Below are 22,080 nucleotides of genomic sequence, written 5' to 3' on the forward strand. Positions count from 1 at the left end.
GACCATTGGGTTGATAGGCCAGAACTGGAAGCCCGGTAACGGGTGTAGGTGACTGGTACTAATAGGCCGAGGACTTACCAACAAAGAAGCTACGCGTCCACTGTGCAGTATCTGAAACAACACACGAACGTGTTGCGGAGGGTGGCAAGCCCTTTCGCACCGCGTGGATAGTTTCATAGAGTTACGGCGGCTATAGCGGTGGGGAAACGCCCGGTCCCATTCCGAACCCGGAAGCTAAGGCCACCTGCGCCGATGGTACTGCACTCGACAGGGTGTGGGAGAGTAGGACACCGCCGGAACATCCTTCGCGAAGGCCCCCAGCTAATCAGCTGGGGGCCTTCGGCGTTTTTTGGGAAGATCCCTGGGTGAGTTGGGATCTGGAAGAGCTGGTTATCAGCCGGACGTTGCGACTGCCCGGTATCGATGGACCGGCTGGGGCGGGGGAGACGGCCGCTCGGCAGTTCGATGCCGTGTTGATGTCGGTGGGGTTCAAGCTTTCCGGTGAACTACTGGCCGTACTGTCCGGTCTGGCACCGGAATTCGTGATCGATACCGCGGTGCGGGTGCTGCCGATCGTGCGGCGGATGGCCGGGGCACATGTCGAGCACAATGTGTACTTCAAGAATTTCCCCGCGAATGTGCCCGACACCGTGGAGTTCTGGGCGGAGTGCCTGCTGGACGCGCTCGGTGACGAGCTGGCGGCGGCCGCGGTGGCCGAAGGGCTCGAGCAGGGGGTGTTGAATCTGCTCGCCCTGCCCAAGTACGGCAGGTATCAGCACGACCATGCCGAGATGGCCGCGGCGCACGATGAATTGATCGAATCCGCGGGCGATCGGGTGACCGTGCTGGGGCTGGGACGGTCGGTCGAGGACGAGGTGTCCGCGCTCTACCTGTCCCTGGCCGGGCGCACCACTCCGGTGGGTGCGGAGGACCTGGCGGTCCTGCGCGAGCTGGCACTGTACTGCGCCCAAGGCCCGCAGCCGGATTCGATTCCGGTGCGTGAGCATCGCGCGATCATCAATGAGGTCCGGCTCGCGGCGGGCGAGAAACTGTTGGCGGACACCGTGACCGATGTCCTGCGGCTGGCGTGCCTGCTGTCCGAGGGCGATGTGTCACTACTGCGGCCCACGCGATTCCGTTCGCTGTCGCGTCGTTCCCGGCGGGGACTGCTGGCCGCGCTGGATACGGTGATCGCCGAGCAGCCCGCCAAACTCGGTGATGTGGCCGCGCACCGGGAGGCGTGGAAGCGATTGGGAGAGCGGCTGCATCCGCACGAGTTCCCGCAATGGGAGCACGCCGCACTGGTTTTCGCGGTCGCCCGGGGTGAGCGCCGCGCGCCCTCGTTCGCATCGCGGCTGGAGGCACTGGTGGCGGCCGGTGATATCGCGGGCGCGGCCGAATTGCTGCGGATGGCACCGGGTCTGCTGCTGCGTTCGGTGGATCGCCTGCTGCGTACCAGCGGCTCCGACACCGAACGCGAGGCGGTGTTGGCGGCGGTCGAGTCGACGATCGGAGCCGTGTCCGGCCGGGTCATCCTGTCCGTCCGCGAGCATCTGGACAACCGTGACGGCCGCGCGCCGCGTGTATTCGCCAACCGGATGGGCCGCGGCCGAGTCCTACCGGACACCCGGGAGCCGATCGACGCGAACGTCCTCGGCCGTTTGCGCCGCGTACTGGACGCGGAGCTGCGGCGACGCCTGCCGTCCCCGGGCGTTCTGGTGATCGACCCCGACGTCTTCGATGTCGCACTTCCCCTGAGCGGCAAGGCGATCGCGGGTGGTCTCGGTGTGCTGCCGCGCGGTTCCGTAGCGCCGGTGCGCGGTGAGCGGCTCCGGTTCTTCGTCTACTGGCGGCAGCTGGCCGAGCGCACCGACTTCGACCTCTCCGCCCTCCTGCTGGACGAGGACTACGAACTCGTCGATTGGTTGTCCTACACGAGCCTGACGGCAGTGGGCGGCGTGCATTCGGGGGACATCACCGAAGCGCCCGAAGGTGCCTCGGAGTTCATCGAATTGGATCTGTCGAAGGTCGACGCGCACGCCATCGTGCCGCAGGTGAACGTGTTCTCCGGCGAGGGTTTCGACGAGGTCGCCGAGTCGTTCTTCGGTTTCATGCTGCGCGACGGCGACCAGCGGGGACTGCCGTACGAACCGCGCACGGTGCGCATGAAATCGGAGCTGCGCGGGCCGGGTCGGGTCGCATTGCCGCTGGTCTTCCTCCGCGCGTCGTCGGGTGAGTGGCTGGTGAAATGGTTGCATCTGAACCTCGCGGGCGAGCCGGAGTTCAATGCCGTGGAGAACAACCGGGTTTCGGCGACCGCGCTGGCCCGGGCGGTGGTCGACCGGCGGTATCTGACGGTCGGTTACCTCGCGGGTCTGCTGGCCGACGACGTAACCCTCTGGGACGGGCAGACTTTCGAGCAGCCGGTGACGTTCATCGGCATGGAGCGGCCGGAGGGCCTGCCCGCGGGCTCGCGGGTGTTCACCCCCGAAAACCTGGGTGACCTGATCCCGGAGTGACTGCTACCGTGATGCGCGGTGAGGCCATGGAAGCGCTTCCTTCTAATTCTTTTGGGTAGATATCCAGTGCTTCCGCTCTCCTCACCACCCAACGAGAGCACTGCTCTTGACTCGGTGCAGTGATGCGGTGAGAATCGAATTATGATCGCCACGGCCTGGTCGGCCACCAATCTCACCCTCGCCTTCGTCTTCGAACTCGTGGCCGTCGGCGCGCTGGCCTACTGGGGTTTCCGCACCGGCCGCAGCCGGGTGGCGAAGGTCCTGCTGGGCCTTGGCATGGCCGTTGCGGCGATTGTGCTCTGGGGCCTGTTCGCCGCACCGCAGGCGAGCTACTCCCTCCCCGTCGCGGCGGTGGCCACCAAGGTCGCCGTCTTCGGCGGCGCGTCCGCCGGGCTGTGGCAGCTCGGCCACCGCGCGGCCGCGGTCGTCTTCCCGCTGCTGGTGGTGGCCAATCTCGCCGTGATCCATTTCGGGCATCTGTCGCTGTGAGCGCCATTGCGCCGCGCGGAAATTCACGCGACACCGCCGGTGTTGCACTGTTAGCTTCAATCACACTCTCGAGCAGGAAGGGCCGGTCATGCGCAATCGTCGCACCACCGTCGTCGCCCGTCCGCGCTTCGAGGTGATCCTGGTGTCTTCGCCGGCTCGGTGCCGGCTGCGCGGCCGGTACTGAGTCGACCCCTGGACCTCTGACGTTCAGGGGAATCGCGCTGTTCTATTCAAGATCAGCACGAAGGACCTATGACCGTGCGTACCAATGTCTCTCGACACAACCTTGCCATCGTTCGCAACCTCGGAATTCTCGCGCACGTCGATGCCGGGAAGACCACGGTGACCGAACGCATGCTGTTCCTCACCGGTATCACCCACAAGCGCGGCGAGGTGCACGACGGCACCACCGTCACCGATTTCGATCCGCAGGAGCGGGATCGGGGCATCACCATTTTCGCGGCGGCCGTGAGCTGCGTGTGGAACGAGCACCGGCTGACCGTCATCGATACCCCGGGGCATGTCGACTTCTCCGATGAGGTCGAGCGGTCCCTGCGCGTATTGGACGGTGCCGTAGCCGTTTTCGACGCTGTCGCGGGTGTGGAGCCGCAGAGCGAATCCGTCTGGCGGCGGGCCGACCGCTACGGCGTGCCCCGCATCGCGTTCGTCAACAAGATGGATCGCGCCGGGGCCGATCTGCCGGCCGCCGTCGCCTCGATTCGCGAACGGCTGCATCCGGTTCCGCTGCTCGTGCAGCTGCCGGTGTACTCCGGGGACGCCTTCACCGGCGTGGTCGACCTGGTCCGGCTGGCGGCGCTGCACTGGGATGGCGGCGTGGTCGAAGGCCCGGTGCCGGAGCACCTCGCGGACGCGGTCGAGCGCTCGCGCCGCGAGCTGGAAGAGGCGGTGGCGGAACGGAATTCGGCGGCACTGGAGGAGTTCGTCGAGCACTCCGGGCTGTCCGCCGAGACCTTGACCGCGGCGCTGCGCGAGCTCACGCTCTCCGGCGAGGTGGTTCCGGTGCTGTGCGGCGCGGCCTACCGCGATATCGGTATCGAGCCGCTGCTGGATGCCGTCGTCGCCTACCTGCCGTCGCCGCTGGATCGGCCCGCGGTCGGCGCCGGGGACGACAGCCGTGCCGCGGATCCGTCGGAACCGCTTGCGGCACTGGCGTTCAAGGTGCACGCCACACCGACCGGGCGGCTCACCTTCGTGCGCGTCTACTCGGGCGTCCTCGCCAAGGGCGACACCGTGCTCGACGCGGGCGGCGGCCGTCGCGAGCGGATCGCGCGCATCCTGCGGGTGCAGGCCGACCGTCACGAGGAGGTGGGTTCCGCGATCGCGGGCGATATCGTCGCGCTGGTCGGGCCGAAGGCCGTTCGTGTCGGCGCGACCCTGTGCGCGCCGGACGCGCCGGTCCAGCTGGAGCCGCCGACGCCGACCGAGCCGGTGATGTCGGTGGCCATCGAGGCGAAGTCCGGCGCCGACACCGAGAAGCTGGCCGTGGCCCTGGCCCGGCTCGTGGACGAGGATCCGTCCCTGTCGGTGCGGACCGATCCCGAGACCGGGCAGACGCTGCTGGCCGGTCTGGGCGAGCTGCATCTCGAGGTCGTGGTGGAGAAGTTGCGCCGCGAGCGCGGGCTGAGCGTATTGGTCGGGCGGCCGCAGGTGGCCTACCGCGAGACCGTGGTGCGCGGCGTGCGGGGCCTGGTGTATCGGCACGTCAAGCAGGACGGCGGGGCCGGGCAGTGGGCGCACATCGTGCTCGATGTGCAGCCGCTGCGCGAATCCGAGGCCGGGGCAACCGGTTTCGAGTTCGAGTCGACGGTGGTCGGCGGCCGGGTGCCCGCGGAGTTCGTGCGCGCGGTGGCGGCCGGGTGCCGCGACGCCCTGGCCGAGGGGCCGCTCGCGGGCCATCCGGTCACCGGCGTGCGGGTCACCCTCACCGACGGTGCGACGCATTCGAAGGATTCGTCGGAGCTGGCCTTCCGCACCGCTGGACGGCTCGGCATGCGGGAGGCCTTGCGCGCCAGTGCCATGGCGGTGCTCGAGCCGCTGGTGGAGTTGACCGCCACCGTGCCCGAGGATCATGTCGGCGCTGTGCTGGGTGATCTCGCGGCCCGGCGCGGGCGAGTCACGGGTTCGCTGACCCGTACCGGCACCGTGGTGCTCACCGCCACGGTTCCACTGGCCGAATTGTTCGGTTACGCAACCCGTTTGCGCAGCCGGACGCAGGGTCGGGGCACGTTCACGACGCGCCCGCTCGGTTACGCGCCCGCTCCGTAGCGGCGGGTCGGATCGGGTTCGGTGGGGTGATGGATCGCTGTCCCTCCACCGGACCCGCCATCTCCATCGGCGATTTCACCAAAGGGGGTTGATTGTTGTCGCGACTACGGTTACTGTTGTCGCAACAACAGAAGTTCTCATCAGGAGATGACAGCGATGATGTACTCGTTCACCGAATCGGCCGTGATCAAGGGCGATGTCGACAAGATCTGGGCGGTCGCCACCGATGTGGCCCGCTGGTCCGAATGGGACCCGCACGAGGAGAAGTCCCGCATCGACGGTGAATTCGCGGCCGGGACCAAGGGGTGGGTCAAGCCGAAGGGCGCGCCCGCCGGGCCGTTTACCATCGTGGCGGTGGAACCGGGCCATTCGTGGACCAGCGAGGCGGGCATTCCGTTCGGAAAACTGCGCGGCCACCGCACCTACGAGGCGCTCGGCGACGGCACGGTGCGGGTGGCGGAGAATGTCGAGGTCCACGGGATCTTCGGGCCGTTGTTCAAGCTGGTCTGGGAGAAGGCCATGCGGGCGGACATGCCGCTGACCTTCGCGGCACTGGAACAGGAGGCAATGCGGCGTGGCTGAATCGCCGGGCGAACCGCGGGAACTATCCGAGCCGGAGGGCATGCGCCGGGTCGGCGTCCCGCGGGGGCCGCTCATGAGCCCGGGCTTCTGGCTGCATCACGCGGCGCTGGAATGGCGGACGCGGCTGGAGCGCAATCTGCGTCCGCTCGGGCTGACCCCCACCCAGTTCAATCTGCTGGCCTCCGCCGGTTGGCTGAGTCGCCAGGGTGAACTGCCCACCCAGCAGCAGGTCGCCGACATGTCCGGCGCCGACCGGATGATGGCCTCCAAGGTGATTCGCGGCCTGGAGGAGCGCGGGCTGCTCGCGCGCCGCGCCGACCCCGCTGACGCCCGCGCCCTGCGCATCGAACTCGAGCCCGCCGGACGGGAACTGGTGAGCAAGGCGGTACAGATCGCGGTGGACACCGACGCCGAGATCTTCGGCCCCGACGGCGATCTCCTCCGCGAACAGCTGAAACCCATTGCCGCGCACCGACTGCCAAACTGAGTCCGCGCCGAGCCCGGTGCCCCCGGCGCTCGGTCCTCGACCAGAATGGCGCGGACGGCAACCTGCGACATTGCGGTGGTCATACCGATTGGCCTGACTGAGCTAGAGCGGTGCGCGGCGACGAGGCTCGGTGCGGACGGGCCGATGTACACCGTAGGGTCGGAGCGTGGCTATCGATCATGCGACTGCGGCGGACGGCGGACTCATTGTCGGGTTCGACCTGGATATGACGTTGATCGATTCGCGGCCGGGCATCGCGGCCGTGTGGGATGCGGTGGCGGCGCGGACCGGGGTGGCAATCGACTCGGAGCTGGTGGTTTCGCGGCTCGGGCCACCGCTGGCGCACGAGGCCGCGCAGTGGTTTCCGGAGCACGAGGTGCCGGGGATCGTGGCCATGTATCGGGAGTTCTATCCGGAGCTGGCGGTGGAGGCGGCCGCGCATTTGCCCGGTGTGGTGGAGGCGCTCGCGGCGGTGCACGCGGCGGGTGGGCGAGTGTTGGTGATCACGGCCAAGAATGGGCCGCACGCGCAGCTACATCTCGATCACCTTGGCTTGGAGGTTGACGAGCTGGTCGGTGGGGCTTGGGCCGAGGAGAAGGGCGAGGTGCTGCGGGAGCGTGGGGCCGCCATTTACGTCGGCGACCATCTCGGGGATGTGCGCGCGGCCAAGGTGGCCGACGCGGTGTCGGTGGCGGTGACCACCGGGCCGTACTCAGCGGAAGAACTCTCGGCCGCCGGGGCCGATGTGGTGCTCGGCGACCTCACCGAGTTCCCGGCCTGGCTCGCCGCCCACCTCGAGCCCTAGCGCCGAATCTCACGCGTTAGCGTCGAGCTCGCGCACTAGCGTCCAGCTCGCGCTCCAGCGGCGACCCCGCGCACTGGCGTCGCGGCGTCGGTGTGGCGACGACGGCGGGGTAACCGGGTGCCCGGCAAGGGGTTTCCTCGCCCGGTCGACGGCCTTCGTTGGCATCAGGGTGATTCGAATGCTGTCGGGGTGGGGCGGCTCGCGGCTACTTTTGCCGCACGGTCACGAGTATCAGCATGTTCGAGCCCCGGCTCGCTGATCGGCAACCCTCGCTTAGCGGTGGGGTGCCCCGGGTGACGACCAGGCGGTGCCGTCGCGGGTATCGCAAGCGCTATTCGATCGCGGGTGGCAGCGCGGTCGCGTCCCCATGCCCGGCTGGCGAGTCGGTGCGCGAGTGTAGAGGTAACAATGAGCAGGATCTGGTCCCGGAAGCGTGTTGTCGGCCGGGTGGCGGTGGGTGTCGCGGCTGCGGCTCTGGTGGCGGGGCTGGTGTCGGCCTGCTCCAACGATTCCACCGGAAGCGGCTCGGACACGGTCTATTTCGGCGTTTCGGGGCCGAAGACGGGCGGTTCGGCCGAGTACGGGCGGCTCTGGCAGCAGGGCTTCGACCTGGCGCTGGACGAGATCAACGCCAATGGCGGGATCAATGGCAAGAAGGTCGCGCTGAAGTGGGAGGACTCCCAGTCCGACCCCAAGCAGACGGTGCCGATCGCGACGAAATTCGTTGGCGACCAGTCCATCATCGCCGAGCTGGGCGACTTCTCCTCACCCGCCTCCATCGCCGCCTCGCCGGTCTACAACCGCGGCAAGCTGGTGCAGTACGGATTCACCAACTCCTCGGTGGATTTCACCAAGGGCGGCGACTACTCGTGGAGCCCCTCCATCACCCTGGACGTGTTCCAGGAGCGCAATGCCGAATGGGTGCAGTCCAAGGCCAAGAAGGTCTCGGTGGTGTACCTCGAAACCGACTGGGGCAAGCAGGCTTTCAAGTTCTTCGAGCAGTTCGCCAAGGAGAAGGGCATCGAGATCGCCTACTCCTCCTCGATCCTGCCGGATTCGCAGGACTTCCGCCCGGTGCTGATCAAGGGCCGCGACGCCAACCCGGACGCGTTCGTGCACCTGGGCTACGGCCCGGACGGCGCGCTGGTGGTCAAGCAGCTGCGTGACGTCGGGTTCAACGGCCAGTTCTTCGGTGGCCAGAACACCCCGCAGTTCATCGAGCTGGCGGGCAAGGCGGCCGAGGGCGACATCGTGAACGGCGTGTTCACCCCGTCGGATCCGAGCCCGAAGATCCAGAGCTTCGTCACCAAGTTCAGGGCCAAGTTCAACACCGATCCCGGCGACTTCAACGTCTACGCCTACGACGCGCTGAACGTGCTGGTGAAGGCCGCGAAGTACGGCGGCGCGACCCGCGACGGCGTGCTGAAGGGCCTGCGTGAGATCAAGGATTTCGACGGAATCGGCCTGGGCACCTTCGCCTTCGATCAGCAGACGCGGCGGCCGAGCGGGGTGAAGCCGATCGAGCTGATCCTGCAGAACGGCAAGTTCCTGCCGGTCGGAAGCAATAAGTAGATGTTCGACACGCTCATCGCGGGTCTGGTCCACGGCAATGCGTACGCGCTCATCGCCGTGGGCATCACCCTGATCTTCGGGGTCAGCAATGTCATCAATTTCGCGCACGGCGCGATCTTCGCCTTCGGCTCGGTGCTGGGCTGGTGGCTGATCGCCCAGCACGGGGTGCCGTGGTGGGCCGCGCTGCTGGTGGTGGTGGCGGTGACCGCGCTGGTCGGCGTGGCCATCGACGTGCTGGCGGTGCGGCCGCTGCGCCGGGCTCCGGCCATCGCGGCCCTGCTGGCCACGGTGGCGGTGGGGCTGATCATCGAGAACGTGGTCGCCCTGGTGTTCGGACCGGATACCCGACCGTTCCCACAGGTGCTGTCCACCAACAATATTCGGGTCGGCGGGGTGCGGCTGGGCACCTCGGACGTGGTCATGTTCGCCATCACCCTCACGGTGATGGCCGGGCTGTGGGCGTTCCTGCGCTACAGCCGCCACGGGCTGGCGATTCGCGCCACCGCGCAGGATCCCGACGCCGCCGCCCAGATGGGCATCGGTGTGGGCCGGGTGCAGTCGCTGGCCTTCGCCATCGCGTCCGGATTGGGCGGGCTGGCGGGCATTTTCGTCGGCCTGTACAACTCCAACATCTCACCGACCAGCGGCAGCATCGTCGGCATGACCGGCTTCGTGGCCGCCACCATCGGCGGGCTGGGCTCGATTCCGGGCGCGGTCCTCGGCGGTTTCGTACTGGGACTGGTGGAGGCGTTCGGCATCTATTGGTTCGGGGACGGCTACCGCGACCTCATCACCTTCGGGCTGCTGGTGCTCTTCCTGGTGCTGCGGCCCGGCGGCCTGCTGGCCCGCCCGCCCGCCATCGAATCCGAGCCCATGACCGGCACCTTCCTGTCCGCGGGCCGGGAGTGGCCGGTGCGCTGGTGGCACGCGCTGCTCGCGTTCGGCCTTGCGGCGGTGGTGATTCCGTCGGTCGCCAATGACTACAGCATTTCGGTGGGCACCCAGATCCTGGCCTACGCCATCATCGCGGTCTCCATGACGCTGGTCGCCGGATCGGCGGGGCAGCTGGCCATCGGGCAGGCCGGGCCGATCGCCATCGGCGCGTACACCTCGGCGGTGCTGACGGTCTCGCACGGCTGGGCGTTCCTGCCCGCGATTCTGGTCGCGGGCCTGGTCGCGGCGGTGGCCTCGTCGGTGCTGGCCGCCCCGCTGTGGCGGTTGGGCGGTCACTACGTGGCCATCGCCACCCTGGGCATCGGCATCGTGATCGTGGCGATCATTCGCAACTGGGAGTCGGTGACGCGCGGCAGCTACGGCATCTTCGGGATTCCCGCGCCGAAGCTGTTCGGCTACGAATTCACCACGCACACAGATATTTTCCGGCTGGAGCTGGTGGTGCTGGCCATTGTGCTGGCGGTGATCATCGGGGTGCAGCGGTCGCGGCTGGGCACCGCCATCCGGGCCATCGGGGCCGACGAGGTGGCGGCGCGCTCGGCGGGTGTGCCGGTGCGCGATTACAAGGCGCTGGCCTTCGCGCTCGCGGCGTTCTTCTCCGGCATCGGCGGGGCGCTGCTGGCCCACCAGTACTCCTATATCGACCCGACCGTGTTCAACCTGCCGATGTCACTGCTGGTGGTGACCATTCTGGTGCTGGGCGGCACCGCCTCGCCCTACGGCGCGGTGCTCGGCGCGGTCGTCTTGATCGGGGTGCCGGAGGCGCTGCGACTCGCGCCCTCGTGGCGAATCGTGTTGTACGGCTTGGTGTTGCTGTTGGTGGTGCGGTTCCGGCCGCAGGGGATTCTGGTGAGGAGGGATCGTGTCGCAGTCTGATACCGGTGCGGTGCTGACGGTCACCGGTCTGCGCCGCGCCTTCGGCGGCGTCCAGGCGGTGGACGGGGTCGAATTCTCCATCGCACCTGGCGAATTCGTGTCGATCATTGGGCCGAACGGGTCCGGGAAGTCGACGACGGTCAATCTGATCTCCGGTGTGCTGAAGCCGGACGCCGGGGAAGTTCTGGTGCACGGCAAGCGGATTCGTCCCGGCCGACCCGAGGCGGCGGCCGCGGCGGGTATCGCGCGCACCTTCCAGAACGGCCGGGTATTCGGCAATATGACCGTGCGCGAGAACGTCGACGTGGGCCTGCAGACCACACTGCGTGCCACCCGGCCCTTGCGTTCGATCGCGAATATCCCGGTGCTGCGGTGGGTTTCGCTGCTCGCCGAATTGGCCGTGGCCCTGGTGCCCACGCCCGCGGCGCGCGCCGAGCGCCGCGAGTCGGCGACTCGGATCGACGCGCAACTGGCCCGGTTCTCCGAGCGTCTCGGACCCCGCGCCGATCACCCCACCTACACGCTGTCCTACGCCAATCGCCGTCGCACCGAGATCGCCCGCGCGCTCGCGCTGGAACCCGATCTGCTGCTACTCGACGAACCGGCCGCGGGCATGAACCAGACCGAGACCGCCGAAATCGGCCGGCAGCTGGCCGAATTGAAGGCGCAGGGCCAGACCGTGCTGCTGGTCGAGCACAAGATGGACCTGGTCCACGACCTCTCGGACCGGGTGCTGGTGCTCGACGAGGGCCGCGTCATCGCCGCGGGCACCCCCGACGAGGTGCTCGAGAACCCGCGCGTCATCGAGGCGTACCTGGGGCGCAGCCGAGTGGCGGGGAAGGCGGCCATCGATGTCTGAGGTATTCGACGAGAACGCCACGCCGATCCTCGAATTCGACAAGGTCGTGGTGCACTACGGGGCGTCCCGCGCCTTGGACGAAGTCTCGCTCGAGGTCCGCCCCGGCGAGATCGTGTCGCTGCTCGGCGGCAATGCCTCCGGCAAGTCGACCACCATGAAAACCGCGCTGGGACTGCTGAAGCCATCCGCGGGCGCGGTCAAGATCGACGGCGTCGACGTGAGTGCCACGCCCGCCTCGGCGCGCATCCGGGCCGGGCTCGCCTCGGTGCCGGAGGCCCGGCGCGTCTTCGGGTCCATGACCGTCGAGGAGAACCTGTTCGTCGGCGGCTACATTCGCAAGGAGCGCCGCGCGGTGCTGGCCGCGCGGGCCGCCGAATTGTTCGAGCACTTCCCGCGGCTGGCGCAGCGCCGGACCCAGCGGGCGGGCACGCTGTCGGGCGGTGAGCAGCAGATGCTGGCGTTCGCGCGGGCACTGATGAGCAAGCCGCGGCTCATCTGCATGGACGAGCCCACCATGGGATTGTCGCCGCTGTTCGTGGACCGGGTGCTGGACGAGATCGCCCGCCTCAATCGGGAACTGGGCCTGGCCATCCTGATCGTGGAGCAGCAGGCGGAACTGGCCCTGAGCATCGCGCACACCGCGAACGTGCTGCGCACCGGACGGATCGTGCTGCACGGCCCGGCCGCCGAACTCGTCGGCGATCCGGCCGTGCGCGACGCCTACCTGGGAAAGGTGACCCTATGACCCCGCAACGTCTCGGCTTCTTCACCCGCCTGGTCCGCACCGCGGCGGGGGAGGACGCGGCCACCGTCTACCGGCACGCGCTCGAACAGATCGAACTGTCCGAACGGCTCGGCTACGACACCGCCTGGGTGGCACAGCATCACCTGGATCCGGCCGAGGGCGGGCTGCCCGCGCCGTTCGTCTTCCTCGCGCACGCGGCGGCCCGCACCGAGCACCTGCGCTTCGGCACCGCCATCGTGACGCTGGCCCTGGAGGATCCGATCCGGGTCGCCGAGGACGCGGCCGTGCTGGACACCCTCGCGGGCGGGCGGCTGGAACTGGGCTTCGGCGCGGGCGGCTCACGCCACGCGTTCGAGCTCTTCGACCTGGCCGGTGCCGATCGCCAGCAGGTCTACGCCGACAAGCTGGCCCGGGTCACCGCGGCGCTGGCGGGCGCGCCGCTGGTCGGTGACCGCGGCCTGAATCCGCCCGCGCCCGGACTGCGAAATCGCCTGTGGCAGGCCACCTTCTCGGCCGGGGGCGCGGGACGCGCCGGAGCCGCCGGCGACGGCCTGCTGCTGTCGAAGTCTCAGCCCCGCGATCCGGACGCGCCCGACGCGCCCCTCTGGGAGATCCAGCAGCCGCTGGTGGAGGCCTATCTCGCGGCCCTGCCCGCGGGTGCGAAGCCCCGAATCGGCGCGTCCCGAGGCGTTTTCGTGGCCGACGACCACGACGAGGCGGCCGAGCTCGCCGAGCGCGGCGCGGCCCGATTCCTGAATCAGCTGGGCCGCAATGGCGGACCCGAGGTGGCGAATTCCGTCGCCGAGGTGCTGCGCGACATCTACTACGGCACCCCGGACGAGGTGGCCGAGCAGCTCGCGGCGGATACGGCGCTGCGGCGCGCCACCGACTTCATCGTGCAGGTGCATCCGGTCGATCCCGGCCATGCCGCCACCCTGCGCTCCATCGAACTCATCGCCACGAAGGTTGCGCCGCAACTGGGTTGGCGTTCCGAGGAAAGGACTCACCCGTGAGTGAAGTACCCACCGCCACCGCGGCCGGGCCGCTCGACTCCGTCGTTTCGGCGGATGTCATCGATGCCGTGCTCGGGGAACGCGCCGCGGCGGTTCGGGCGCTGCGCGAGACGCGTCCGGCGGTCATCGAGCACACCCAGGGCGTGTACGAGGCGCTGCTGAACGGCCCGGCGAGCGCGAGCGTCGGGCGGGAGCGGCTGATCGCGGCCGCGGTCGCGGTGGCCGAGCTGGCCGGTGCGCCGGAGTTGGCCGCGCACTACGCGGGGCTGGGAACCGTTCCGGCGGAGGGTGATCCGGTGCTGGCGGCGATTCTGCGTCATGCCGAGCGGGTCACGACCGCGCCCGCGGCGGCGACCCGGGCCGATATCGACGCGCTGACCGCCGCCGGATTGTCCGAGCGCGACATCGTGACGGTGGCTCAGCTCATCGGGTTCGTGCATTTCCAGGTCCGGCTGCTGGCCGGGCTGACCCTGATCGGAGCGGAACATGAGTGAGGTGCTGGACCATGAGTGAAGTGCGGAGCGTCGAAACCGGGCGTCGGCCACGGGGATTCACCCAGGAGCAGCTGGATTGGGTGCCGTGGGTGGAGCCCATCGCGCTGGCCGATGCCGACGAGACCCAGCGGCCGCTGCTCGAGGGCGACCGGGGCGTCGGCCCCTACTTCCGGCTACTGGCGCGCAACGCGGCGGTGCTGGCCCATCGCAGCGCCAATGACAAAGAGATCTTCTATGGCCGCGAGGGACTCTCGCGGGCCGAGCGCGAACTCGCGGCGACCGTTACCTCCCGGCACAACGGCTGCGAATACTGCGCCTCCGTTCATTCTCGTTTCACTTCCGCGTTGTCCAAGCGCACCGAGGATGTGCAGCGGTTGCTGGACGAGGGCAATGGCGTGCGGATCGACGAGAAGTGGGACGCCGTCATCGATTTCGTGGACGCGCTGGCCGCCAATCCGCCGCGCGCGGACGCCGATCACCTGAAACGACTGCGCGAGCTGGGTTTCAGCGAGGTCGAACTGCACGACCTGGTGCTTTCGACCGCTTCGTTCTCCTGGGCCAACCGGCTCATGCTCACCCTCGGCGAGCCGGAGGTTCCCGGCGGGGTGAGTGAAATCTAGCGGCCTCTGGAAAAAGTTCTAGAAAGTTCATCCGAAATCTTCCGCCGGTGGGTGGGTGCTCGGTATCGTCCGGATGGCAAACGGTCAGTGACGGCACTGGCAACCTGTTGAATCGGAGCACCATCATGGCGAACCTCCTTTCGGATGTTCTAGTTCAGACCATCCTCAAGCTGCTGCAGACCGGCTCGTCGAGCCTTTCCGCCAAGTAGCCGCGCAAGCGCCATCTTTCGGCTACTGCGCGGAAGCCGATTCGATGACGAAGGGCCCGATCTTTGACGAGGGGATCGGGCCCTTTTTCGTGCCATTGCCGGGTCGCCGATCCGATGTGCTCGGCGGGCGTGGCCGGGCGGCTCGCGAGGACTCGCGAAATTAATACTAAAAATCTCCTCGAAAAGTATTCCGTCCAGTTCGCCTGCTCTGTATCGTGATGAACGGCAAACGATCAGTGACTTTCGGGTCAATGCGACATCGGGCCGCGAGTCTCCCCCCGGACCCGCGTCCCGAACCCGGGACGGTTCCCCTGCCTATACCCACCGTCCCGGGTGCGCCGCACTGCCCGAAGTCACTGAGCCAACTTTCGGCTATCGCGCGGTTAGTCGAAGGTGCAAACGAAGGGCCCGATCCATGACGAGGGGATCGGGCCCTTCGGTATTGTCTGGCGCAATGTCACAGGAAACGAACGCGGGAAGAATGTACGCCGGGCAGCCCGTAGAAGACCGGCAGCGGCAGCGTCGTGCGCGTTTTCTGGAGTCCGGGCTCACGGTGTTCGCGCGCGATGGGTATGCCAATAGTTCCGTCGGAGCCATCTGCAAAGACGCCGGGCTCTCCTCGAGGCAGTTCTACGAGGAGTTCACCGGACGCGAATCGTTGCTGCTCGAGCTCTACGAGCAGATCGATCGCGAATCCCGGGAAGCCGTGGCGGCCACCATCGCCGAGCACACCGACGCCAGCGCCATCGACATCATCGACGCCGCGGTCCGCGCCTATATCGAGTCCATCGGGCGCGATCCGCGCAAGGCCAGAGTCGCGCTCGTCGAAGTCGTCGGCGCGGGACCCAAGGTGGAGAAGTTCCGCCTGGAGCTGCGCCGCGCCTGGGGCGCGCTGCTGGCCAGTGCCGCCGAGGATGCCGCGCTGCACGGTGAAATCCCGCCCGGTGACTACGAAATGCGCGTGCTGGCCATTATCGGCGCGGTGAACTACGTGGTCGACGCCTGGAGCGGTTCGGAACCGCGCCAGCCGCTCGACGACGTCATCCGCGTGCTGCGCCGCGTCATCATGGGCGCGGTCAGCGCCTGATCCCGTAGCTTCCCCGGCCCGAACCCGTCCTGTCCGACTAGATTTCGCGCCCGTCCGCCGCCTGGCGGACGGGCGCGACCTTTACGGGTAGCGTGCCGCGCATGGAGACCGTGCCCATTCAGATGCCCGACGGGTCGACCGTGCCGGTGCGGCTGATTCCGGCGAAAGGCCCACACCGGCATCCGATTACGGCCGACAGCCCGCGGCCGGTGGTGGTGATCGTTCCGGGACTGGGGGTTCCGGGCGAGTACTACTCGCTGTTCGGGAAGCCCTTGGCGGACCGGGGTTTCGACGTGGCGCTGCTGGAGATCCGCGGAAACGGCGACAGCAAGCCGAAACCCGGTTCGGCGGGCTCGTACGGCTATCAGGAATTGGTGGCCGTCGACTTCCCGGCCATGTTCGAGGTGGTGCGGGAACGGTTCCCCGACAGCACCCCATATCTGCTGGGGCACAGCATGGGCGGGCAGCTCGGCGTCATGTACGCCTCACGAATTCGCGGGCGGCTGGGCGGGCTCATCCTGATCGCCTCGGGCACACCGCATCACCGGGGCTACACCGGACTCGCGGCCCTCGGCAGCGCCGCGCTGTCCCTGACCGCCAATCTCGCCGGATTCTGGCCCGGCGAGACCATTACGGCGGGCGGATTCGGGCGGCAGTCGAAGACGCTCATCGCCGACTGGGCGCGGTTGGCCCGCACAGGTCGATTCCAGCCCGCCGGAGCCGATATCGACTACGAGGAGCGCATTGGGCGGCTGAAGCTGCCGGTGCTGTCGATCACGCTGCGCGGCGACGAGTTGACGCCGCAGAGCTCGGCGCGACAGCTGCTGGCCAAGATGCCGAACGCCGACATCACCACCTGGCACAACCCGGCCTCGCTCGGACACAACGGATGGATCAGCGATCCCGACTCCACCCTCGACTACGTCGAAAAGTGGCTTCGGGACCGCTGATTCACGACCGGTGTCAGAACCTTCTTGCGACCGGTGCTCAGAGCAGGCGGGAGCGCGGGGCGGTCATCTTCTCGGGGCTGAGTAGCTCGTCGAGTTCGTCCTTGGTCAGCGAACTGTCCTGCAGCACCAGGTCGTAGACGCTCTCGCCGGTCTTGAGCGCCTTCTTGGCGATGGCCGCCGACTGCTCGTAGCCGAGCTTGGGCACCAGCGCGGTGACCAGACCGATGCTGTGGTTCACCAGATCCCGGCAATGCTCGCGGTTGGCGGTGATACCGGTGATGCAGCGGCTGGTCAGCGTGATGGCCGCATTGCGCAGCATCATGGTGCCCATCATGAGGTCGTAGGCCATGACCGGTTCGGCCATATTGAGCTCGAGCTGACTGGCCTCCGCCGCCATGGTGACGGTCATGTCGTAGCCGATGAGCTGAAAACAGACCTGCGACACCACTTCCGGGATGACCGGATTCACCTTGCCCGGCATGATCGACGAACCCGGTTGCATGGCGGGCAGATTGATCTCGCCCAGTCCCGCGCGCGGACCGGAGGACAACAGGCGCAGGTCGTTGCAGATCTTCGACAGCTGCACCGCGGCGCGTTTGAGGGTGGCCGAGACCGCCACGAAATCGCCGGAGTCCTGGGTCGCCTCGACCAGATTCTCGGCCTGGCAGATGGGCAGACCGGTGACCTCGGCGAGCTTGGCGGTGACCAGTTCGGCGTAGCCGGGCGGGCTGGTGATGCCGGTGCCGATGGCGGTCGCGCCCATGTTCATGGCCAGCAGGTCCTGGCTGATGCGCCGCAGATGCGCGACGGCCTCGCCGATCATGACCGCGTACGCGCCGAACTCCTGGCCCAGGGTCATGGGCACCGCGTCCTGCAGCTGGGTGCGGCCCATCTTGATCACGTCGTTGAACTCGACGGCCTTGGCCTTCAGGGCATTTCGCAGCTCCTCGAGCGCGGCGATCGCATCCTGCAGCGACAGGTAGACGCCGAGCTTCACCGAGGTGGGGTAGACGTCATTGGTGGACTGCGAGCAGTTCACGTCGTCATTGGGGTGCAGGTACTGGTATTCGCCCTTCTGATGACCCAGGAGCTCGAGGCCGCGATTGGCGATGACCTCGTTGGCGTTCATATTGGTCGAGGTGCCCGCGCCGCCCTGCACCATGTCGACCACGAAGTCCTCGCGGAGCTTGCCCTCCATGATCTCGTCGCAGGCGCGCACGATGGCGTCGGCCTTCTCCTGGGTGATGGACCCCAGCTCCAGATTCGCCAGTGCGGCGGCCTTTTTCACGTACGCCAGCGCGTGCACCAGGTGCCCGAACTTGCGCAACTTGATGCCCGAGATCTGGAAGTTCTCGGTCGCGCGCAGGGTCTGCACGCCGTAGTAGGCCTCGGCGGGCAGCTCCCGGGTGCCCAGCGAATCGTGTTCGGTGCGAATGCCGCCCAACTGCTGCTGTGCCGCGATGGCCGCCGACAGCTGCTCGGACACGCTGCGCATGCGGTGGGCGACCAACTGCGCGACGCGAGAAACCATGCGGTAGTAGCGATCCGGATGCGTGTCGGCCAGTGCGCGCAGGGTGGCGGTGGGCACCGTCAGCACCGTCGCGCCCTTCGGGGCGTGGCCGGTGGCGGTGTGCGGAGCATCGTCCACCAACGCGATTTCCGAGACCATGCTGCCGGGCCCGAGCCGGGCCAGTTCGGTCTCGTGACCGGTGAGCCCGGTGCTGATCTTGACCTCGCCCTCGACCACGATGCCCACCCATTCCCGGGGCGTGGATTCGTGGAACAGGATCGCGCCCGGTGGGTACTCCCGGCGCTCGGCGACCGCGGTGAAGGCTCGGACATCGTCCGGATCGAGACCCGTAGCGGCGGCGGTGCTCTTGATCAGCTCGTCCAGTTGGCCCACGTCGACTCCTCGTCCGGAAGGGCGGCATTTGTTTTCCTGCAACCGAAACTGGCAAACAAATCGCAATCTTTCCGAATAGTCCGGATATCTTTCAAGAGCGACGCGATAACAGCATGCCGGGGCACCACCAACTACTAGCCGAACAGGCGGGTCGACGATGGTCAAGATGCTGCTCGAACTCGCCGTCATGCTGGCGATCATCATGATCGGATCCCGGGTCGGCGGCATCGGCCTCGGTGTGTGGGGTGGTATCGGCGTCTTCGCGCTGGCGACCATCTTCGGGGTCGAGCCGACCGTGCCGCCGGTCGACGTGCTGCTGATCATTCTGTCGGTGGTGGTGGCCGCGGCGACCATGGAGGCCGCGGGCGGCGTCGACTACATGGTCCGGATCGCCGAACGGATAATTCGCAGCAATCCCAAGCGGATCACCTTCGTCGCGCCCCTGGTCACCTACGCCTTCACCGTCGGCGCGGGCACCGGGCACCTGCTCTATCCGCTGCTGCCGGTCATCCACGAGGTGGCCCGGGAGGGCGGAATCCGGCCGGAGCGGCCGATTTCCATTGCCACCATCGCCAATCAGATCGCCATCGTGGCCAGCCCGGTCTCGGCGTCCACGGCCGCCTCGGTGGTGATCTTCGGGCCCGACGGCTGGTCCATCGTCAAGATCCTGGCCATCACCGTGCCGTCCACGCTCATCGGGTCCATGGTCGGCGCGCTCTCGGTGCTCCGGCTCGGCAAGGATCTCGACGACGATCCGGAATATCAGCGGCGACTGGCGGCCGGTGAGATCCCGCCCATCGACCCGAGCCATGCCGACCGGGCGCCGCTGCCGCCGCGCGCCTCCTGGTCGGCGGGCATCTTCCTGCTCGGCGTGCTCGCCATCGTGATCTCCGGCGCGTTCCCGAGCCTGCGGCCGGACGTGCACGGTGCGGACGGCAAGGTCGACGCGTTGGCCATGCCGTACGCCATCGAGGTGCTCATGCTCGCGACCGCGGCGGTGATCATGGTGTTGTGCAAGGTCGACGCCGCCCGGGTGCCGGGCACGCCGGTCGCCAAGGCCGGTCTGGTCGCGCTGGTCGGCGTGTTCGGATTGGCCTGGCTCGGTGACTCTTTCGTCGAGGCCAACAAGACGCTGATCGTCGACAAGCTCGGCACCGTCGCCAAGGACTACCCGTGGACCTTCGCCATTATCGTGACCGTGGTCGCGGCGCTGATCCTGAGTCAGGCCGCGACCACCAAGACGATGATGCCGCTGGGCATGGCCCTGGGCATTCCCTCGGCGCAGCTGGTGGCCATGCTGCCCGCGGTGGCCGCGCTGTTCATCCTGCCGGTCTATCCGACCAGCATCGCGGCGGTGAACTTCGACCAGAGCGGGACCACGCACTTCGGCAAGTACGTGCTCAACCATTCGTTCATGCGTCCCGGTCTGGTCACCCTCGTCGCCTCCATCGCCATCGGCTACGGGTTGGCGGCGATCATCGGCTGAGTCAGCCCAGTGCGAGCTGTTGGGCGAAGAACTCGTAGATGAGCGCGGCCTGGAAGGCGGACTGCTTGTTGTCGGCCGCGCCGCCGTGCCCGCCCTCGATGTTCTCGTAGTACCAGACGTCGTGACCCTCGGATTCCAAGAGCGCGGCCATCTTTCGCGCGTGACCCGGATGCACGCGGTCGTCGCGGGTGGAGGTGGTGAGCAGGATCGGCGGGTAGCGCCGGTCGGCGCTGGTGTTCTGGTACGGCGAGTACTTCGACAGGTACTCCCACTCTTCCGGCTTGTCCGGGTCACCGTATTCGGCGATCCAGGACGCACCCGCCAACAGCAGGTGATAGCGCTTCATGTCCAGCAGCGGCACCTGGCACACGATGGCCCCGAACAACTCCGGGTAGCGGGTCAGCATGACGCCCATGAGCAGGCCGCCATTGCTGCCGCCCACCGCGCCCAACTGCCCGGGGGTGGTGATGCCGCGCGCCACCACGTCCCGGGCGATGGCGGCGAAATCCTCGAAGGCCTTGTGCCGGTTGGCCTTCAGAACCGAGGTGTGCCATTCGGGGCCGTATTCGCCGCCGCCGCGGATATTGGTCAGGACGTAGGTGCCGCCGCGTTCCAGCCAGCCCATGCCGACCGCGCCGAAATAGCCCGGCGTGCGCGAGACTTCGAAGCCGCCGTAGCCGGACATGACCGTCGGGCCCGGGGTGCCGCGCCGATCCCGGTGGCGGATCACGAAATACGGGACCTGGGTGCCGTCGTCGGAGGTGGCGAAGAACTGCTCGGTCTCGATGCCGTCGGCGTCGAAGAACTCCGGCTCCTGCTTCAGCACCTCGATGGGACCGCCGACCGAACCCGACATCAGGGTGGTGGGGCGGGTGAAACCACTGGTGGAGAGCATGAATTCGTCGCCGCCCTCGAGGCGGTCCAGATTCATGACGCTGGTGGTGGCCATGCGCGGGGTGTCGGCCAGCGGCTCCCGGGTCCAGCCGTCGGGGCCGGGGGTGAGCACGTGCAGATCGGTCTGGACGTCGCGCAGGGTGATCAGCAGCAGATGGTTCTCGGTCCAGCCGTAGCCGTGCAGCGCGGTGTGCGCGTCGGGGGTGAACAGGACCTCGAAATCGCGTGCGCCGGAGAGGAATTCCTCGAAGTTCGTGGCCAGCAGCGTACCGGCGGGGTAGGTGGTGCCGTGCACCTCCCACGGGGACTTCAGCCGCACCAGCAGCCATTGCTTGTACCAGGATTCGGACGCGTCGCTGGGGACGTCGATGAAGCGCAGGGTGCCGTCGGACTCGAGCAGGTAGACCTCTTCGTTGAAGAAGTCGGTGGCCCGGCCCAGGAAGTGTCGTTCGTAGCCGGGCGTGCGGTCGTAGCCCGCCGAGACGGCCACATCGGTGGTCGCACCCTCGTAGACGAATTCCGCCGCCGCCAGCGGGGTTCCGCGCCGCCAGCGCTTCACCACGCGGGGGTAGCCGGAATCGGTGAGCGAGCCGGGACCGAAATCCGTGCCCACGTACAGGGTGTCGTCGTCGATCCACGCGAAATCGGACTTGGCCTCGGGTAGGTAGAAGCCACCGTCCTCGGGTGCGAGGAAAGTCTTTGTCTCGATATCGAATTCGCGCACCACCTTGGCGTCCGCGCCGCCGCGGGACAGGCTGATCAGCGCGCGGCGCTGCGCCGGGCGCAGGACGGCCGCGCTGCCCCACACCCAGTTCTCGTCCTCGGCCGCGGCCAGGGCGTCCAGATCGATGAGGATCTCCCAGTCCGGATCGTCCTTGGCGTACTCGGCGAAGGTGGTGCGCCGCCACAGGCCCTTCGGGTGCTCGCGATCGCGCCAGTAGTTGTACAGCCACGGTCCGCGGCGTCCCGGATAGGCGATGCGGGTGTCGGTGTCGAGCATGGCCAGCACCCGCGCCTCGAGTTCGCCGAAGCGCTCCGAGGACGCGAATCTCCGCTTGGCGATCGCATTGCGCTCCTGCGCCCACTCCAGGGCGCGCTCGCTCTCGACCTCTTCCAGCCACAGGTACGGATCCGTCACGCCCTCTCCAACACCGCTCATCCCCTCATTGTTGCCCAGCCCGGTGTTCGCCGGTCGCGAACGTGTTGCCGGGCGACATGACGGCCGGTCAGTAGGATTGCGGTTTCGATAT

The 22,080-nt window shown here is 67.8% G+C and carries 18 protein-coding genes, 2 rRNA genes and 1 riboswitch; of the genes, 18 read left to right on the forward strand and 2 right to left on the reverse strand.

Going from position 1 to position 22,080, the window contains the following annotated elements:
• The 17 genes from VMT65_RS00005 to VMT65_RS00085 form a co-directional block, all read left to right on the forward strand.
• Nucleotides 1–82: ribosomal RNA gene (locus tag VMT65_RS00005) — 23S ribosomal RNA — on the forward strand; the annotation flags it as partial.
• A gap of 100 nt (nucleotides 83–182) precedes the next feature.
• Nucleotides 183–299, forward strand: a 5S ribosomal RNA gene (gene rrf, locus VMT65_RS00010).
• Nucleotides 300–365: 66 nt separating this feature from the next.
• Nucleotides 366–2,519 carry a TerD family protein gene (locus VMT65_RS00015; protein ID WP_326305726.1) on the forward strand — a complete coding sequence of 718 codons (2,154 nt, stop codon included), beginning with the start codon at nucleotides 366–368 and terminating at the stop codon, nucleotides 2,517–2,519.
• A gap of 141 nt (nucleotides 2,520–2,660) precedes the next feature.
• Nucleotides 2,661–3,008, forward strand: a complete 348-nt coding sequence (locus tag VMT65_RS00020) for a YrdB family protein (protein WP_326305728.1) — start codon at nucleotides 2,661–2,663, stop codon at nucleotides 3,006–3,008.
• Nucleotides 3,009–3,260: 252 nt separating this feature from the next.
• Nucleotides 3,261–5,294, forward strand: coding sequence for an elongation factor G (fusA, locus tag VMT65_RS00025; protein WP_326305730.1), 2,034 nt, complete (start codon nucleotides 3,261–3,263; stop codon nucleotides 5,292–5,294).
• A gap of 147 nt (nucleotides 5,295–5,441) precedes the next feature.
• Nucleotides 5,442–5,876: an SRPBCC family protein gene (locus VMT65_RS00030; protein ID WP_326305731.1), complete on the forward strand. Its 435-nt coding sequence runs from the start codon at nucleotides 5,442–5,444 to the stop codon at nucleotides 5,874–5,876.
• Nucleotides 5,869–6,363 (forward strand): MarR family winged helix-turn-helix transcriptional regulator, encoded by a 495-nt coding sequence (locus VMT65_RS00035; protein WP_326305733.1) that lies wholly within the window; start codon nucleotides 5,869–5,871, stop codon nucleotides 6,361–6,363. The genes VMT65_RS00030 and VMT65_RS00035 overlap by 8 nt, the downstream gene beginning before the upstream one ends.
• A gap of 166 nt (nucleotides 6,364–6,529) precedes the next feature.
• Complete coding sequence (locus tag VMT65_RS00040) at nucleotides 6,530–7,168, forward strand: HAD family hydrolase (protein WP_326305735.1); 639 nt, start codon at nucleotides 6,530–6,532, stop codon at nucleotides 7,166–7,168.
• 220 nt (nucleotides 7,169–7,388) lie between these two features.
• A riboswitch (SAM riboswitch) is annotated at nucleotides 7,389–7,505 on the forward strand.
• Between the two features lie 71 nt (nucleotides 7,506–7,576).
• Nucleotides 7,577–8,740: an ABC transporter substrate-binding protein gene (locus tag VMT65_RS00045; protein WP_326305737.1), complete on the forward strand. Its 1,164-nt coding sequence runs from the start codon at nucleotides 7,577–7,579 to the stop codon at nucleotides 8,738–8,740.
• Nucleotides 8,741–10,570 carry an ABC transporter permease gene (locus VMT65_RS00050; RefSeq protein ID WP_326305738.1) on the forward strand — a complete coding sequence of 610 codons (1,830 nt, stop codon included), beginning with the start codon at nucleotides 8,741–8,743 and terminating at the stop codon, nucleotides 10,568–10,570. It abuts the gene before it with no gap.
• Complete coding sequence (locus VMT65_RS00055) at nucleotides 10,557–11,429, forward strand: ABC transporter ATP-binding protein (RefSeq protein ID WP_326305740.1); 873 nt, start codon at nucleotides 10,557–10,559, stop codon at nucleotides 11,427–11,429. The genes VMT65_RS00050 and VMT65_RS00055 overlap by 14 nt, the downstream gene beginning before the upstream one ends.
• A complete protein-coding gene (locus tag VMT65_RS00060) occupies nucleotides 11,422–12,174 on the forward strand; it encodes an ABC transporter ATP-binding protein (RefSeq protein WP_326305742.1) in 753 nt (250 codons plus the stop codon). Before VMT65_RS00055 ends, VMT65_RS00060 begins: the two co-directional genes overlap by 8 nt.
• Nucleotides 12,171–13,187 carry a putative FMN-dependent luciferase-like monooxygenase gene (locus VMT65_RS00065; RefSeq protein ID WP_326305744.1) on the forward strand — a complete coding sequence of 339 codons (1,017 nt, stop codon included), beginning with the start codon at nucleotides 12,171–12,173 and terminating at the stop codon, nucleotides 13,185–13,187. Before VMT65_RS00060 ends, VMT65_RS00065 begins: the two co-directional genes overlap by 4 nt.
• Nucleotides 13,184–13,681, forward strand: a complete 498-nt coding sequence (locus VMT65_RS00070; protein ID WP_326305746.1) for a hypothetical protein — start codon at nucleotides 13,184–13,186, stop codon at nucleotides 13,679–13,681. Before VMT65_RS00065 ends, VMT65_RS00070 begins: the two co-directional genes overlap by 4 nt.
• A gap of 11 nt (nucleotides 13,682–13,692) precedes the next feature.
• On the forward strand, nucleotides 13,693–14,301 hold the full coding sequence (locus VMT65_RS00075; protein ID WP_326305748.1) for an alkylhydroperoxidase domain protein: 609 nt from the start codon (nucleotides 13,693–13,695) through the stop codon (nucleotides 14,299–14,301).
• 663 nt (nucleotides 14,302–14,964) lie between these two features.
• Entirely contained in the window at nucleotides 14,965–15,597 is a 633-nt protein-coding gene (locus VMT65_RS00080) for a TetR/AcrR family transcriptional regulator (RefSeq protein WP_326305750.1), read from the forward strand.
• A gap of 101 nt (nucleotides 15,598–15,698) precedes the next feature.
• Complete coding sequence (locus VMT65_RS00085; protein ID WP_326305752.1) at nucleotides 15,699–16,547, forward strand: alpha/beta hydrolase family protein; 849 nt, start codon at nucleotides 15,699–15,701, stop codon at nucleotides 16,545–16,547.
• A 37-nt stretch (nucleotides 16,548–16,584) separates the two neighbouring features.
• Here VMT65_RS00085 and aspA read toward each other — a convergent pair whose 3' ends face one another.
• Nucleotides 16,585–18,726 (reverse strand): aspartate ammonia-lyase, encoded by a 2,142-nt coding sequence (gene aspA / locus VMT65_RS00090; protein WP_442790147.1) that lies wholly within the window; start codon nucleotides 18,724–18,726, stop codon nucleotides 16,585–16,587.
• Here aspA and VMT65_RS00095 point away from each other — a divergent pair.
• Entirely contained in the window at nucleotides 18,617–19,936 is a 1,320-nt protein-coding gene (locus VMT65_RS00095; protein ID WP_326305756.1) for an anaerobic C4-dicarboxylate transporter, read from the forward strand. The two genes, aspA and VMT65_RS00095, sit on opposite strands and share 110 nt — an antisense overlap.
• Before the next feature lies 1 nt (nucleotide 19,937).
• Here VMT65_RS00095 and VMT65_RS00100 read toward each other — a convergent pair whose 3' ends face one another.
• Complete coding sequence (locus VMT65_RS00100; protein ID WP_326305757.1) at nucleotides 19,938–21,989, reverse strand: prolyl oligopeptidase family serine peptidase; 2,052 nt, start codon at nucleotides 21,987–21,989, stop codon at nucleotides 19,938–19,940.
• Nucleotides 21,990–22,080: the final 91 nt, after the last annotated feature.

This window comes from Nocardia sp. CDC153 (assembly GCF_035818515.1).
Taxonomy (GTDB): Bacteria; Actinomycetota; Actinomycetes; order Mycobacteriales; family Mycobacteriaceae; genus Nocardia.

What these genes read in the sequence shown, in the direction of transcription:
- VMT65_RS00020 (WP_326305728.1), top strand. Translation starts at nt 2,661, where the DNA reads ATGATCGCCACGGCCTGGTCGGCCACCAATCTCACCCTCGCCTTCGTC.
- fusA (WP_326305730.1), top strand. Translation starts at nt 3,261, where the DNA reads ATGACCGTGCGTACCAATGTCTCTCGACACAACCTTGCCATCGTTCGC.
- VMT65_RS00030 (WP_326305731.1), top strand. Translation starts at nt 5,442, where the DNA reads ATGACAGCGATGATGTACTCGTTCACCGAATCGGCCGTGATCAAGGGC.
- VMT65_RS00045 (WP_326305737.1), top strand. Translation starts at nt 7,577, where the DNA reads ATGAGCAGGATCTGGTCCCGGAAGCGTGTTGTCGGCCGGGTGGCGGTG.
- VMT65_RS00050 (WP_326305738.1), top strand. Translation starts at nt 8,741, where the DNA reads ATGTTCGACACGCTCATCGCGGGTCTGGTCCACGGCAATGCGTACGCG.
- VMT65_RS00060 (WP_326305742.1), top strand. Translation starts at nt 11,422, where the DNA reads ATGTCTGAGGTATTCGACGAGAACGCCACGCCGATCCTCGAATTCGAC.
- VMT65_RS00065 (WP_326305744.1), top strand. Translation starts at nt 12,171, where the DNA reads ATGACCCCGCAACGTCTCGGCTTCTTCACCCGCCTGGTCCGCACCGCG.
- VMT65_RS00075 (WP_326305748.1), top strand. Translation starts at nt 13,693, where the DNA reads ATGAGTGAAGTGCGGAGCGTCGAAACCGGGCGTCGGCCACGGGGATTC.
- VMT65_RS00080 (WP_326305750.1), top strand. Translation starts at nt 14,965, where the DNA reads ATGTCACAGGAAACGAACGCGGGAAGAATGTACGCCGGGCAGCCCGTA.
- VMT65_RS00085 (WP_326305752.1), top strand. Translation starts at nt 15,699, where the DNA reads ATGGAGACCGTGCCCATTCAGATGCCCGACGGGTCGACCGTGCCGGTG.
- VMT65_RS00095 (WP_326305756.1), top strand. Translation starts at nt 18,617, where the DNA reads ATGCTGCTCGAACTCGCCGTCATGCTGGCGATCATCATGATCGGATCC.
- aspA (WP_442790147.1), bottom strand. Translation starts at nt 18,726, where the DNA reads ATGGTCGCCAGCGCGAAGACGCCGATACCACCCCACACACCGAGGCCG.
- VMT65_RS00100 (WP_326305757.1), bottom strand. Translation starts at nt 21,989, where the DNA reads ATGAGCGGTGTTGGAGAGGGCGTGACGGATCCGTACCTGTGGCTGGAA.